Source organism: Pseudomonas sp. XP1 (genome assembly GCF_053557675.1).
This window is the reverse complement of the sequence record NZ_JBNRIJ010000010.1, coordinates 10,010-23,793: the sequence shown is the minus strand read 5'-3', so window position 1 is coordinate 23,793 and position 13,784 is coordinate 10,010. Positions and strand designations below refer to the sequence as shown.

Sequence of the window (13,784 nt, the reverse complement as noted above, 5' to 3'; positions counted from 1 at the left end):
GGGGGGGTGGGGGTTTACCCGCGAAGAGGCCGGCACAGGCATTCAGGCAACCTCAGCGCCCACCCATGATCGCAATGTAATCCTGGGTCCAGCGGCTATACGGCACGAACTTGCCGCCCTGGGCTTGCGGGGTTTTCCAGAAGGCGATCTTGTCGAAGTTGTCGAAACCGTTGGTCTTGCAGCCCTCGGCCCCCAGCAGCTCGCTGCCGGTGCAGGCCGCCGGCACCGCCGGCAACGAACCGAACCAGGCTGCCACGTCTCCCTGTACCTTCGGCTGTAGCGACCAGTCCATCCATTTGTAGGCACAGTTGGGGTGCTTGGCTTCGCTGTGCAGCATGGTGGTGTCGGCCCAGCCGGTCGCGCCTTCCTTGGGAATGGTCGAGGCCACGGGCTGCTTCTCGGCCTTCAGGCCGTTGACCATGTAGCCCCAGGAACTGGAGGCGACCACGCCTTCGTTCTTCACGTCGCTCATCTGCACCGTGGCGTCATGCCAGTAGCGGTGGATCAGCGGTTGCTGCTGGCGCAGCAGCTCCAGCACGGCCTTGTACTGCGCTTCGCTCAGCTCGTATGGGTCCTGGATGCCCAGCTCCGGCTTGGCCGTCTTCAGGTACAACGCCGCATCGGCGATATAGATCGGCCCATCATAGGCCTGCACGCGGCCCTTGTTCGGCTTGCCGTCGGGCAGGTTCTGCGGCTCGAACAGCACGCCCCAGCTGGTGGGCGCCTGCTTGAACACGTCGGTGTTGTACAGCAGCACGTTCGGCCCCCATTGGTACGGGGTGCCGTAGACCTGCTTGTCGACCACGTACCAGCCACCGTCCTGCAGCCGTGGGTCGATGTTCTTCCAGTTGGGGATCAAGGCGGTATTGATTGGCTGCACCCGCTTGCCCGCGATGAGCCGCAGCGAGGCATCGCCCGAGGCGGTGACCAGGTCGTAGCCGCCCTTGGTCATCAGGCTGACCATCTCGTCCGAGGTGGCGGCGGTCTTGACGCTGACCTTGCAGCCGGTTTCCTTCTCGAAGCCGGTCACCCAGTCGTAGGCCTTGTCGCTTTCACCGCGTTCGATGTAGCCGGGCCAGGCGACGATGTCCAGGCGGCCCTCGCCGGGGCCCAGGGCCTTGGGCGGTTCGGCAGCCTGCAGGCTGGCGCTGGCCAGCACGGCGCAGGCGGTTGCGCCGAGCAATGCGGTCTTGTGCACTGACATGGTGTTCCCTCTTATTGGAGATTTTGGTCGGGGCAGTCATCAAGCAAGCAGTGAAGCGATAGTCATGAACGTGGTGCGGTTATGCGCGGTATTGGCGATATCGAGTCTAGTTGGCTTTTTGCCAGCCAATGCAACATCCGGAAGCAAATCCCCCCGTGGCGATCGGGCGGGCAGGGCTTAACCTGACGGCTCCCTTGGCCAATGTGGAGACCGTTTGATGAATACCCGGGGATTGCTCGACCAGTTGCTCAAGTCAGGCCAGGACTTGCTTGCCAGCCAGGCTGGCAAGGGCAGCTCTGGCAAGCCAGGTACCAGTGCCGGCGGCCTTGGCAGCCTGCTTTCAGGTGCCGGTGGCGGCGCCCTGGCGGCGGGCGCCATGGGTTTGCTGCTAGGCAACAAGAAAGCCCGCAAATATGGCGGAAAGGCCCTCACCTACGGCGGCCTGGCCGCGCTCGGTGTGCTGGCCTACAAGGCCTACGGCAACTGGCAGGCGAGCCAGCAGGTGGCCGCCGCCGAGCCACAGACCGTAGACCGACTGCCGCCTGCCCAGGCCGAGCTGCACAGCCAGGCGGTACTTCGGGCGCTGGTGGCGGCGGCCAAGTCCGATGGCCATATCGACGAACGCGAGCGTGCGCTGATCGAGGGCGAGTTCACCCGCCTGGACAACGACCGCGAGTTGCAGCACTGGCTGCATGCCGAGCTGAACAAGCCGCTGGACCCGGCCGAAGTGGCCCGTGCCGCGCAAACCCCGGAAATGGCTGCCGAGATGTACCTGGCCAGCGTGATGATGGTCGACCAGGAAAACTTCATGGAACGCGCCTACCTGGACGAACTGGCCCGCCAGCTGCGCCTGGACCCGATCCTGCGCCAGGAACTGGAAAGCCAGGCAAGGCTTGCCGCCGGCCAGTGATGGGGGCTGCGTTGCAGCCCATCGCCGGCAAGCCGGCTCCCACAGGGATCGCACATGCCCCGAGCTCATGCGGTCGAGGTGGGAGCCTGGCGTGCCGGCGATGGGTCGCACAGCGGCCCCAATGGCGTTGGGCACAAATGACCGGTCTGTCGGCAAGGTTATCTGGTTACCCCACATTTCAGCCGCATGAGCGCTGGGCGCCTGGGCTATACTTCGGCGATTTTTCCCGCTCGTTGTGATTTCCTGAGGGCTGAATGTGAAGAACTGGACCTTGCGCCAACGGATCCTGGCAAGCTTTGCCGTGATCATCGCCATCATGCTGCTGATGATCGTGGCCGCCTACTCGCGGTTGGTGACCATCGCATCCGCCGAGCAGGCAGTGGGGACCGACAGCATTCCCGGCCTCTACTACAGTTCGATGATCCGCAGTGCCTGGGTCGACAGTTACGTCACCAGCCAGCAGCTGGTGGGGCTGTCCAACCACCGCGAATTCACCTCGGCCGACACGGAGCTGTTCAAGAGCTTCCAGGACCGCCTGAAACAGCACATGGACAGCTACCAGGACACCATTCAGGATGATGACGACCAGGCGCGCTTCGACACCTTCATCCAGATGAAAGATGCCTACCTCAAGATTGTCGACCAGGTGCTGGAAGCCTATCGACAGCGCAACTACGCCGAAGCCCAGCGGTTGATCACCGATGTGCTGACCCCGGCCTGGATCGAAGGCCGCAAGCACCTGAACGAAGTGATCGAGCACAACCGCGCCTCCGCCGACGCCGACACCAACGAGATTGTCGGCGCCGTGAGCACGGCCAAGGGCAGCATGATGGTTTCACTGCTGCTGGCGATCATCGCCGCCGGTATCTGCGGCCTGTTGCTGATGCGCGCCATCACCGCGCCCATGCAGCGTATTGTCCATGCCCTCGACAAACTGCGCTCCGGTGACCTGAGCATGCGCCTGAGCCTGGACCGCAAGGACGAGTTCGGCGCCATCGAAAGCGGCTTCAACGAAATGGCCGAGGCCCTGGCCAACCTGGTGGCCCAGGCCCAGCGTTCGTCGGTGCAGGTGACCACCTCGGTGACCGAAATCGCTGCAACCTCCAAGCAGCAGCAAGCCACCGCTACCGAAACGGCTGCCACCACCACCGAAATCGGCGCCACCTCACGGGAAATCGCCGCCACCTCGCGTGACCTTGTGCGCACCATGACCGAAGTCACCTCGGCCGCCGATCAGGCCTCCAGCCTGGCCGGTTCCGGTCAGCAGGGCCTGGCACGCATGGAAGAAACCATGCACCAGGTGATGGGCGCCGCCGACCTGGTCAACGCCAAGCTTGGCATCCTCAACGAAAAGGCCAGCAACATCACCCAGATGGTGGTGACCATCGTCAAGGTTGCCGACCAGACCAACCTGCTGTCGCTCAACGCTGCCATCGAAGCGGAAAAGGCCGGCGAGTATGGCCGCGGCTTTGCCGTGGTGGCCACCGAAGTGCGCCGCCTGGCCGACCAGACCGCCGTGGCAACCTATGATATCGAGCAGATGGTGCGCGAGATCCAGTCGGCGGTGTCGGCCGGGGTCATGGGCATGGACAAGTTCTCCGAAGAAGTGCGCCGCGGCATGTTCGAGGTGCAGCAGGTGGGCGAGCAGCTCAGCCAGATCATCCACCAGGTGCAGGCGTTGGCGCCGCGCGTGCTGATGGTCAACGAAGGCATGCAGGCCCAGGCCACCGGTGCCGAGCAGATCAACCAGGCGCTGGCCCAGCTCAGCGATGCCAGCACCCAGACGGTCGAATCACTGCGCCAGGCCAGTTTCGCCATCGATGAGCTGAGCCAGGTGGCCGCTGGCCTGCGTGGCGGCGTTTCGCGCTTCAAAGTCTGACTGCGATGAACGACTTGCAACCGCGTGCCGCGCGGGCGGTCAACGCCAAGGGGGCGTTGTACCTGCAGTTTCGCATCCGGGAGCAACGCTTTGCCCTGAGCGTGCACGAGGTGATCGAGGTGTTGCCGCGCCAGCCGCTCAAGCCGATTGCCAAGGCGCCTGCCTGGGTCGCAGGCATACTTGCACACCGGGGCTTGCTGGTACCGGTGGTCGACCTGGCGGCATTGAGCTTCGGCCAGCCGGCAGCGCAGCGCACCAGTACCCGCCTGGTGCTGGTGCACTACCGAGGCGGCCTGCAGCTTGGCCTGATCCTGGAACAGGCCACCGAAACCCTGCGTTGTCACCCCAACGAGTTTCAGCCCTATGGCGTGGACAGCGCTGAGGCCCCGTACCTGGGCCCGGTGCGTCAGGATGAGCAGGGCTTGCTGCAGCGCATTGAAGTCAACGACCTGCTGCCCGATGCCGTGCACGAGTTGCTGTACGCGGATGATCCGACAGGGATGCCGACATGAACGAACAGCATTTCTTCCGCTTCTTGCGCGAACGCATCGGCCTGGACGTGGAGTCGGTGGGCGCGCCCATGGTCGAGCGTGCGCTGCGCCAGCGCTGCGTGGCCGTGAACGCTGCGGACCTGGATGATTACTGGCTGCACCTGCAACAGTCGATGGATGAGCAACAGGCACTGATCGAAGCGGTCATCGTCCCGGAAACCTGGTTCTTCCGTTACCCAGAGTCCTTCACGGCCTTGGCCAGCCTGGCGCACAAGCGCCTGACCGAGCTGGCCGGGGTGCGCCCGCTGCGTTTGCTCAGCCTGCCTTGCTCGACCGGCGAGGAACCCTATTCGCTGGCGATGGCCTTGCTCGATGCCGGCATTGCGCCGGGGGCGTTCATGATCGACGGCATGGACATCAGCCCCAGTTCCGTGGCCAAGGCCGGGCAGGGCGTGTACGGCCGCAATGCCTTCCGTGGCAGCGACCTGGGCTTTCGCGAGCGTTACTTTGATGCTTTGGAGGAAGGCCACCTTCTGCATGAACGGGTGCGCGAGCAAGTCAGCCTGCAGGTGGGCAATGTGCTCGACCCGGCGCTGGCCAGCCGCGATGGCCTTTACGATTTCGTGTTCTGCCGCAACCTGCTGATCTATTTCGACGTGCCGACCCAACAACGGGTGTTCGAAGTGCTCAAGCGCTTGTTGCACCCGCAGGGTGTGCTGTTCATCGGTCCGGCCGAAGGTAGCTTGCTGGCGCGATTGGGCATGCGCCCGCTGGGGATTGCCCAATCGTTCGCCTACGTGCGCCAACAGGAGGGCGGCGCCGCGCTGGCTACAACCCCGGTCCAGCCCTTGCGGCGCACGCCGTCCGCACTGGCCAAGCCAGGCTATCCGCTACCGAGCCCAGCGTCGTCGCGCCCATTGCGGGTGCTGCCTGTGGCTGCCAAGCCAGCGCCAGCGCCAGCGCGCGAGCACAAGCGCGAGGCGGCAAGCGAGTTGCTGGCCAGCATTGCCCGGCTTGCCAATGCCGGTGCCAGCGACCAGGCCCGTGGCGAATGCCAGCGCTACCTGGACCAGTTCGCGCCTTCGGCACAGGTTTACTACTGGCTGGGGCTGCTCAGCGATACCGAAGGCGATGCCCAGCAGGCACTGACCCACTATCGCAAAGCCCTGTACCTGGAGCCGCAGCACCCCGAGGCGCTGGTACACCTGGCGGCGTTGTTGGCGGCCCAGGGTGACTTGGCCGGCGCTCGGCGCCTTCAGGAGCGCGCCGCGCGGGTTGGCCGGGAGTCTGAACGATGAAGGAATCCGCGATGCAGTTGCTCGCCGAGGATGACGCGCACATCGACGATTGCTGGAACCGCATTGGCGTACACGGCGACAAGCAGTGCCCACTGCTGGAACGTCACGTTCACTGCCGCAACTGCGAGGTATATGCCGCAGCGGCAACACGCCTGCTCGACCGCTACGCGCTGATGCAGGAACATCAGGCTGCCGTGGCGTCGCCAGTCGAGGAAAGCACCGGCCGCTCCATGCTGCTGTTCCGCCTGGGCGAAGAGTGGCTGGCGCTGGCCACCGCCTGCCTGGCCGAAATTGCCCCGCTACAGGCGGTGCATTCGCTACCACACCAGCGCTCGCGGGTATTGCAGGGGGTGGCAAACGTGCGCGGTGCGCTGGTGCCGTGCCTGTCACTGGCCGACCTGCTGGGTGTACAGGCCAGCGCTGCCGAGCAACGTGGCGGCCGGGCGGTGCCACGCATGCTGATCCTGGCTGCGGAGGGTGGCCCGGTAGTGATGGCGGTCGAGGAAATCGATGGCATTCACCGGCTCGACCCGAAGCTTCTGGGCAGCGGCCAGGATGCCTCCCGCTTCACCGCAGCGGTGCTGCAATGGCGTGGCCGCAGCGTGCGGGTGCTGGACGATCAACACTTACTGTCTGCCGTGCAGCGGAGCCTGTCATGACCCCAGAGCAAATGCGCGACGCATCGTTGCTCGAACTGTTCAGCCTGGAGGCCGAGGCGCAGACCCAGGTGCTCAGCGCCGGCCTGATGGCGCTGGAGCGTAATCCCACGCAGGCCGACCAGCTCGAGGCTTGCATGCGTGCGGCCCACTCGCTGAAGGGCGCGGCGCGGATCGTCGGGGTGGACGCTGGCGTCAGCGTCGCCCATGTCATGGAGGACTGCCTGGTGGCCGCCCAGGAGGGTCGCCTGCGGCTGAGCGCCGAGCATATCGACGCCCTGCTGCAGGGCACCGACCTGTTGATGCGCATCGCCACGCCTGGCGATGCCGGTGCGCAGGCGACTCTGCCGGTGTTCCTTGCGCAAATGGCCAACCTGCTCGACCCGGGGGCGGCAGCCGTACCCCCCGCGCCGCCAGCCGTGCCAGCGCAGCCGGAAGCGCCGGGGCAAACCGCACAAGACGAACCTGTGCCGCTGCCTGTCGAACCCTTGGAGCCTGAGCCCGAGCCGGCCCCACGTCGCAAGGCCGGCAAGCGCACCGGCGAAGGGACGGAGCGGGTGCTGCGAGTGACCGCCGACCGCCTCAACAGCCTGCTCGACCTTTCCAGCAAGTCGCTGGTGGAAACCCAGCGGCTCAAGCCTTACCTGGCGACCTTGCAGCGTCTCAAGCGCATGCATGGCCAGGGCATGCAGGCGCTTGACGGCCTTCGCATGCAGCTGGAGGACAGTGGCCAGAGCAGCGAGGTGCTCGAAGCCCTGGCACAGACCCAGCGCCTGCTGGCGGAAACCCAGCAGATCCTGCAGCAGCAAGCTGGCGACCTGGACGAGTTCGGCTGGCAGGCCAGCCAGCGCGCACAACTGCTGTACGACACCGCGCTGGCCTGCCGGATGCGGCCGTTTGCCGATGTGCTGACCGGCCAGAGCCGCATGGTGCGCGACCTTGGCCGTTCGCTGGGCAAGCCGGTGCGGCTGCTGGTAGAGGGGGACAAGACCCAGGTCGACCGTGACGTGCTGGAAAAGCTCGAAGCACCGCTGACCCACCTGTTGCGTAACGCGGTCGATCACGGCATCGAGCTGCCCGAACGGCGGCTGCTGGCGGGCAAGGCGGAGGAGGGGGTGATCCGCCTGCGGGCCTCGCACCAGGCCGGTATGCTCAGCCTGGAATTGATCGACGACGGTGCCGGCATCGACCTCGAGCGCCTGCGCAGCAGCATTGTCGAGCGTGCCCTGTCGCCCGCCGACACGGTGGCGCGGATGAGCGAGGAAGAGTTGCTGACGTTTCTGTTCCTGCCCGGTTTCAGCCTGCGCGACAAGGTCACCGAAGTGTCCGGTCGCGGCGTGGGCCTGGATGCGGTGCAGCACATGATCCGTGAGCTGCGCGGTTCGATCGAACTGACCCAGTTGGCCGGGCAGGGTTGCCGTTTCCACCTGCAGGTGCCATTGACCCTGTCGGTGGTGCGCAGCCTGGTGGTCGAGGTGGGCGGCGAGGCCTATGCATTCCCGCTCGCTCATATCGAACGCACGCTCGAAGTGAGCGCCGAAGAGATCGTGCAGATCGAAGGCCGCCAGCACTTCTGGCACGAAGGCCGGCACATCGGCCTGGTCGCGGCCAGCCAACTGCTCAACCGCCCGGCCGGGCAAACGCAGGAGAACAGCCTGCGGGTGGTGGTGATTCGCGAGCGCGAGCAACTGTACGGCGTGGCCGTGGAGCGTCTGGTGGGCGAGCGGGTGCTGGTGGTGATGCCGCTCGACCCACGGCTGGGCAAGGTGCAGGACATTTCTTCCGGTGCCTTGCTCGACGATGGTTCGGTGGTGCTGATCATCGATGTCGAGGACCTGCTGCGTTCGGTGGAGAAACTGCTCAGCACCGGCAGCCTGGAACGCATCGAACGTGGCAGCAGCGGAGCCCGTGGCGTGGCGCGCCAGCGTATCCTGGTGGTCGACGATTCGCTGACCGTGCGTGAACTGCAGCGCAAGCTGCTCGGCAACCGCGGCTACGACGTGGCCGTGGCGGTGGATGGCATGGACGGCTGGAACGCTTTGCGTGGCGAGGACTTCGACCTGCTTATCACCGACATCGACATGCCGCGCATGGACGGTATCGAACTGGTCACCCTGGTGCGCCGCGACCAGCGCCTGCAATCGCTGCCGGTGATGGTGGTGTCCTACAAGGACCGTGAGGAAGACCGACGGCGTGGCCTGGATGCCGGCGCCGACTACTATTTGGCAAAGGCCAGTTTCCATGACGACGCGTTGCTGGATGCTGTGGTTGAGCTGATCGGAGGTGCTCAGGGATGAAGATCGCCATCGTCAACGACATGCCCATGGCCGTCGAGGCGCTGCGCCGGGCAGTCGCCTTGGAGCCGGCGCACCAGGTGGTGTGGGTGGCCAGCAATGGTGCCGAGGCGGTGCAGCGCTGCACCGAGCAGCAGCCAGACCTGATTCTCATGGACCTGATCATGCCGGTCATGGATGGTGTCGAGGCCACCCGGCGGATCATGGCCGAAACCCCATGCGCCATCGTAATCGTCACGGTCGACCGCAAGCAGAACGTGCACCGAGTGTTCGAGGCCATGGGCTACGGCGCCCTCGACGTGGTAGACACCCCGGCGCTGGGCGCGGGCGACCCCCGTGAAGCGGCGGCGCCACTGCTGCGCAAGATCCTCAATATCGGTTGGCTGATCGGCCAGCAGCGGGCGCCCGCCGCTCGCCCGGTGGCCACGCCGCTGCGCGAGGCTTCCCAGCGCCGTGGCCTGGTGGCGATCGGCTCTTCGGCGGGTGGCCCGGCGGCGCTGGAAGTTTTGCTTCAGGGCCTGCCGGCGGCGTTTCCGGCGGCCATCGTGCTGGTCCAGCATGTGGACCAGGTGTTTGCCGCAGGAATGGCCGAATGGCTCAGCAGCGCCGCCGGGCTGCCGGTGCGTCTGGCCCGTGAAGGCGAGCCGCCGCAGCCGGGGCAGGTGTTGCTGGCCGGCACCAATCACCACATTCGCCTGCTACAGGACGGCCAACTGGCCTACACTGCCGAACCTGTCAATGAAATTTACCGACCCTCGATCGATGTCTTCTTCGAGAGTGTGGCGCGCTATTGGGCCGGCGATGCGGTGGGCGTGTTGCTTACCGGCATGGGCCGCGATGGTGCCCAGGGCCTGAAGCTGATGCGCCAGCAAGGCTTCCTGACCATTGCCCAGGACCAGGCCAGCAGTGCGGTGTACGGGATGCCCAAGGCTGCCGCGGCTATCGATGCCGCGGTAGAAATCCGCCCGCTGGAACGCATAGCCGGGCGCTTGATGGAATTTTTCGCAAAATGACGAAGTGTATTGAATCACGCCGCCAGGCCGGTAGTGATCGGGTGAACAGGTATGAATGATTTACCGATCGAAGGTTTCACGACCCCCAACGAGAACTCGGCGATGGTGCTGCTGGTCGACGACCAGGCCATGATCGGCGAGGCGGTGCGGCGTGGCCTGGCCAACGAAGAGAACATCGACTTCCACTTCTGCGCCGACCCGCACCAGGCGGTGGCCCAGGCTGTGCGCATCAAGCCTACGGTTATCCTGCAGGACCTCATCATGCCTGGCCTGGACGGGCTGACCCTGGTGCGTGAATACCGCAACAATCCGGCGACCCAGGACATCCCGATCATCGTCCTGTCGACCAAGGAAGACCCGTTGGTCAAGAGTGCAGCCTTTGCTGCCGGGGCCAACGATTACCTGGTCAAGTTGCCGGATACCATCGAGCTGGTGGCGCGCATCCGCTATCACTCGCGCTCCTACCTCACCCTGCTGCAGCGCGACGAGGCCTACCGTGCCTTGCGCGTAAGCCAGCAGCAACTGCTCGATACCAACCTGATGCTGCAGCGGCTGATGAACTCCGATGGACTGACCGGGTTGTCCAATCGCCGCCACTTCGACGAGTACCTGGAACTGGAATGGCGCCGGGCCATGCGTGAGCAGCAGCAGTTGTCGCTGCTGATGATCGACGTCGACTACTTCAAGGCCTACAACGACAGTTTTGGCCACCTGGCCGGTGACGAGGCCCTGCGCCAGGTGGCCGAGGCAATCCGCGGCTCGTGCTCGCGGCCGACCGACCTGCCGGCGCGCTATGGCGGCGAGGAATTCGTCCTGGTATTGCCCAACACCTCGCCGGGTGGGGCACGCCTGATGGCCGAGAAGCTGCGCCAGACCGTGCTCGGCCTCGGCATCCCGCACACCGCGCCGGTCCCCGACTCGTATCTGACAGTCAGCATTGGTCTGGCCACCCAGACTCCGTCCATCGGCAGCCATAGCCGGCAGCTGATCTCGGCTGCCGACAAAGGCCTGTACCAGGCCAAGAATGGCGGGCGCAACCAGGTTGGCATCGCCTGACAGGGCCTGCACCGTACCCTTGTAGGAGCGGCCTTGTGTCGCGATGGGGCGCGCAGCGGCCCCCTGCAGTATCTGCTGCGAAGCTGAATTCCGGGGCCGCTGCGCGCCCCATCGCGACACAAGGCCGCTCCTACGCGGGTAATTGCGGCCATTCGGGCGCCCGGCGGGTCTGCCGCCCTGCAGCGGACTCGGTTATACTCGCAGGCTTTTCACCGAATTCGCACGAGAGCTGCCCGCCCATGGAAATCCAACCGATCCTGAACACCATCAAGGACCTCACCGAGCGTTCCCAGTCCATTCGGGGGTATCTTTGACTACGATCACAAGCATGACCGCCTGATCGAAGTCAACCGCGAACTGGAAGACCCTAACGTCTGGAACAAGCCCGAGTACGCCCAGGCCCTGGGCCGAGAGCGTGCCATGCTGGCACAGGTCGTCGAGACCCTGGACAAGCTGTCCGGCGGCCTGGCGGACTGCCAGGACCTGCTCGACATGGCCGTCGAGGAGAATGACGAAGGCGCCGTCGGCGACGTCGTGACCGAACTGGAAGGCCTGGAAGAAAAACTGGCCCAGCTCGAGTTCCGTCGCATGTTCAGCGGCGAGATGGACATGAACAACGCCTACCTGGACATCCAGGCCGGCTCCGGTGGTACCGAGGCGCAGGACTGGGCCAACATCCTGCTGCGCATGTACCTGCGCTGGGCCGACAAGCGTGGTTTCGATGCCACCATCATCGAGCTTTCCGAAGGTGAAGTCGCCGGCATCAAGGGCGCTACCGTGCATATCAAGGGCGAGTACGCCTTCGGTTGGCTGCGCACCGAGATCGGCGTGCACCGTCTGGTGCGCAAGAGCCCGTTCGACTCCGGTGCCCGTCGCCACACCTCGTTCTCGGCGGTGTTCGTGTCGCCCGAGATCGACGACAAGGTCGAGATCGAGATCAACCCGGCCGACCTGCGTATCGACACCTACCGTTCCTCCGGTGCCGGTGGTCAGCACGTGAACACCACCGACTCGGCGGTGCGTATTACCCACGTACCGACCAACACCGTGGTGGCCTGCCAGAACGAACGCTCCCAGCACGCCAACAAGGACACCGCCATGAAAATGCTGCGGGCCAAGTTGTACGAGCTGGAAATGCAGAAGCGCAACGCCGCCTCGCAGGCGCTGGAAGACAGCAAGTCGGACATCGGCTGGGGCCACCAGATCCGCTCCTATGTGCTGGATGACTCGCGTATCAAGGACCTGCGTACCGGTGTCGAGCGCAGCGACTGCCAGAAGGTGCTGGACGGCGACCTCGACCAGTACCTGGAAGCGAGCCTCAAGCAGGGGCTGTAAACCGCATACAACCGCCGCGGTACCTGGCCTGGGCCGGTATCGCGTGCCCTGCCCGAAAGGGGCACCGAACACCTGATGGAAAGAATGACGAAATGAGCGACCTCAAGACCGAAGCGCAAGACCTGCAACAGGAAGAAAACGCCCTGATCGCCCTGCGCAAGGAAAAGCTTGCCGCCGAGCGCGCCAAGGGCAATGCCTTCCCCAATGACTTCCGTCGCGACAGCTACTGCAACGACCTGCAGAAGCAGTATGCGGACAAGACCAAGGAAGAACTGGAAGCTGCAGCGATTCCGGTCAAGGTTGCCGGCCGCATCATGCTAAACCGCGGCTCGTTCATGGTCATTCAGGACATGACCGGCCGTATCCAGGTCTACGTCAACCGCAAGACCCTGTCGGAAGAGACCCTGGCCGCGGTCAAGACCTGGGACCTGGGCGACATCATCAGCGCCGAAGGCACTCTGGCCCGTTCCGGCAAGGGCGACCTGTACGTCGAAATGACCAATGTGCGCTTGCTGACCAAGTCGCTGCGCCCGCTGCCCGACAAGCACCACGGCCTGACCGACACCGAGCAGCGCTACCGCCAGCGTTACGTCGACCTGATGGTCAATGAAGAAACCCGCCACACCTTCCGCGTGCGTTCGCAGGTGATCTCGCACATTCGCAAGTTCCTCATCGAGCGCGACTTCCTCGAAGTCGAGACGCCGATGCTGCAAACCATCCCGGGTGGTGCCGCGGCCAAGCCGTTCGAAACTCACCACAACGCCCTGGACATGGCCATGTTCCTGCGTATTGCGCCGGAGCTGTACCTCAAGCGCCTGGTAGTTGGTGGCTTCGAGAAGGTGTTCGAGATCAACCGCAACTTCCGTAACGAAGGCGTTTCGACTCGTCACAACCCTGAATTCACCATGCTCGAGTTCTACCAGGCCTACGCCGACTACCGCGACAACATGGACCTCACCGAGGAACTGTTCCGCGAGCTGGCGCAGCTGGTACTGGGCACTACCGATGTGCCGTACGGCGACAAGGTGTTCCACTTCGGCGAGCCGTTCGCCCGCCTGTCGGTATTCGACTCGATCCTCAAGTACAACCCGGAGCTGACCGCTGCCGACCTGCAGGACGTCGACCGCGCACGCGACATCGCCAAAAAGGCCGGGGCCAAGGTGCTGGGCCACGAAGGCCTGGGCAAGCTGCAGGTGATGATTTTCGAAGAGCTGGTCGAGCACAAGCTGGAGCAACCGCATTTCATCACCGAGTACCCGTTCGAAGTGTCGCCGCTGGCCCGTCGCAACGACGACAACCCGGCTGTTACCGACCGTTTCGAGCTGTTCATCGGTGGCCGCGAGATTGCCAACGCCTACTCCGAGCTCAACGATGCCGAAGACCAGGCCGAGCGCTTCCTTGCCCAGGTGGCCGAGAAGGATGCCGGTGACGACGAAGCCATGCACTACGACGCCGACTTCGTCCGCGCCCTGGAGTACGGCATGCCACCGACTGCTGGTGAAGGCATCGGCATCGACCGCCTGGTGATGCTGCTGACCAACTCGCCGTCGATCCGCGACGTGATCCTGTTCCCGCACATGCGTCCGCAAGCCTGAGTGAATTGAACGAGCCGCCTTTCGAGGCGGCTTTTTCTTGCCTGAAGCTTTAT

11 protein-coding genes are annotated in these 13,784 nt (G+C 64.6%); 10 read left to right on the top strand and 1 reads right to left on the bottom strand.

Features of this window, described 5'->3' with window-relative positions; genetic code table 11:
* Positions 1-52: 52 nt before the first annotated feature.
* Positions 53-1,204, bottom strand: a complete 1,152-nt coding sequence (ydcS, locus tag ACK1U9_RS11465) for a putative ABC transporter substrate-binding protein YdcS (RefSeq protein WP_046616098.1) — start codon at positions 1,202-1,204, stop codon at positions 53-55.
* Between the two features lie 217 nt (positions 1,205-1,421).
* On the opposite strand from ydcS, the gene ACK1U9_RS11460 reads away from it, so the two are divergent.
* From ACK1U9_RS11460 to lysS, 10 genes are all read left to right on the top strand, one after another.
* Positions 1,422-2,114, top strand: coding sequence for a tellurite resistance TerB family protein (locus tag ACK1U9_RS11460; RefSeq protein WP_449109910.1), 693 nt, complete (start codon positions 1,422-1,424; stop codon positions 2,112-2,114).
* A gap of 256 nt (positions 2,115-2,370) precedes the next feature.
* On the top strand, positions 2,371-3,993 hold the full coding sequence (locus ACK1U9_RS11455) for a methyl-accepting chemotaxis protein (RefSeq protein WP_449109909.1): 1,623 nt from the start codon (positions 2,371-2,373) through the stop codon (positions 3,991-3,993).
* Between the two features lie 5 nt (positions 3,994-3,998).
* Positions 3,999-4,505, top strand: a complete 507-nt coding sequence (locus ACK1U9_RS11450) for a chemotaxis protein CheW (protein WP_046616101.1) — start codon at positions 3,999-4,001, stop codon at positions 4,503-4,505.
* The gene (locus ACK1U9_RS11445) at positions 4,502-5,782 is read left to right on the top strand and encodes a CheR family methyltransferase (RefSeq protein WP_449109908.1); all 1,281 of its coding nucleotides are present in this window, start codon (positions 4,502-4,504) and stop codon (positions 5,780-5,782) included. The genes ACK1U9_RS11450 and ACK1U9_RS11445 overlap by 4 nt, the downstream gene beginning before the upstream one ends.
* Complete coding sequence (locus ACK1U9_RS11440) at positions 5,779-6,441, top strand: chemotaxis protein CheW (protein WP_449109907.1); 663 nt, start codon at positions 5,779-5,781, stop codon at positions 6,439-6,441. Before ACK1U9_RS11445 ends, ACK1U9_RS11440 begins: the two co-directional genes overlap by 4 nt.
* Positions 6,438-8,735, top strand: coding sequence for a hybrid sensor histidine kinase/response regulator (locus ACK1U9_RS11435; protein WP_085601944.1), 2,298 nt, complete (start codon positions 6,438-6,440; stop codon positions 8,733-8,735). The genes ACK1U9_RS11440 and ACK1U9_RS11435 overlap by 4 nt, the downstream gene beginning before the upstream one ends.
* Positions 8,732-9,745: a Wsp signal transduction system protein-glutamate methylesterase WspF gene (gene wspF, locus ACK1U9_RS11430; protein ID WP_449109906.1), complete on the top strand. Its 1,014-nt coding sequence runs from the start codon at positions 8,732-8,734 to the stop codon at positions 9,743-9,745. Before ACK1U9_RS11435 ends, wspF begins: the two co-directional genes overlap by 4 nt.
* 51 nt (positions 9,746-9,796) lie before the next feature.
* Complete coding sequence (wspR, locus tag ACK1U9_RS11425) at positions 9,797-10,801, top strand: Wsp signal transduction system regulator diguanylate cyclase WspR (RefSeq protein ID WP_046616106.1); 1,005 nt, start codon at positions 9,797-9,799, stop codon at positions 10,799-10,801.
* Between the two features lie 239 nt (positions 10,802-11,040).
* Positions 11,041-12,136 (top strand): peptide chain release factor 2 gene (gene prfB, locus ACK1U9_RS11420; protein ID WP_108480361.1). Its coding sequence is split into 2 segments (ribosomal slippage): positions 11,041-11,112 and positions 11,114-12,136, totalling 1,095 coding nucleotides; the frame shifts between segments, so codons are not numbered across the junction.
* Positions 12,137-12,228: 92 nt separating this feature from the next.
* Complete coding sequence (gene lysS, locus ACK1U9_RS11415; protein ID WP_046616107.1) at positions 12,229-13,731, top strand: lysine--tRNA ligase; 1,503 nt, start codon at positions 12,229-12,231, stop codon at positions 13,729-13,731.
* Positions 13,732-13,784: the final 53 nt, after the last annotated feature.

Bases quoted from the DNA above. Each gene is read 5' to 3' on its own strand.
- ydcS (WP_046616098.1), bottom strand. From the start codon at position 1,204: ATGTCAGTGCACAAGACCGCATTGCTCGGCGCAACCGCCTGCGCCGTG.
- ACK1U9_RS11460 (WP_449109910.1), top strand. From the start codon at position 1,422: ATGAATACCCGGGGATTGCTCGACCAGTTGCTCAAGTCAGGCCAGGAC.
- ACK1U9_RS11450 (WP_046616101.1), top strand. From the start codon at position 3,999: ATGAACGACTTGCAACCGCGTGCCGCGCGGGCGGTCAACGCCAAGGGG.
- ACK1U9_RS11445 (WP_449109908.1), top strand. From the start codon at position 4,502: ATGAACGAACAGCATTTCTTCCGCTTCTTGCGCGAACGCATCGGCCTG.
- ACK1U9_RS11440 (WP_449109907.1), top strand. From the start codon at position 5,779: ATGAAGGAATCCGCGATGCAGTTGCTCGCCGAGGATGACGCGCACATC.
- ACK1U9_RS11435 (WP_085601944.1), top strand. From the start codon at position 6,438: ATGACCCCAGAGCAAATGCGCGACGCATCGTTGCTCGAACTGTTCAGC.
- wspF (WP_449109906.1), top strand. From the start codon at position 8,732: ATGAAGATCGCCATCGTCAACGACATGCCCATGGCCGTCGAGGCGCTG.
- wspR (WP_046616106.1), top strand. From the start codon at position 9,797: ATGAATGATTTACCGATCGAAGGTTTCACGACCCCCAACGAGAACTCG.
- lysS (WP_046616107.1), top strand. From the start codon at position 12,229: ATGAGCGACCTCAAGACCGAAGCGCAAGACCTGCAACAGGAAGAAAAC.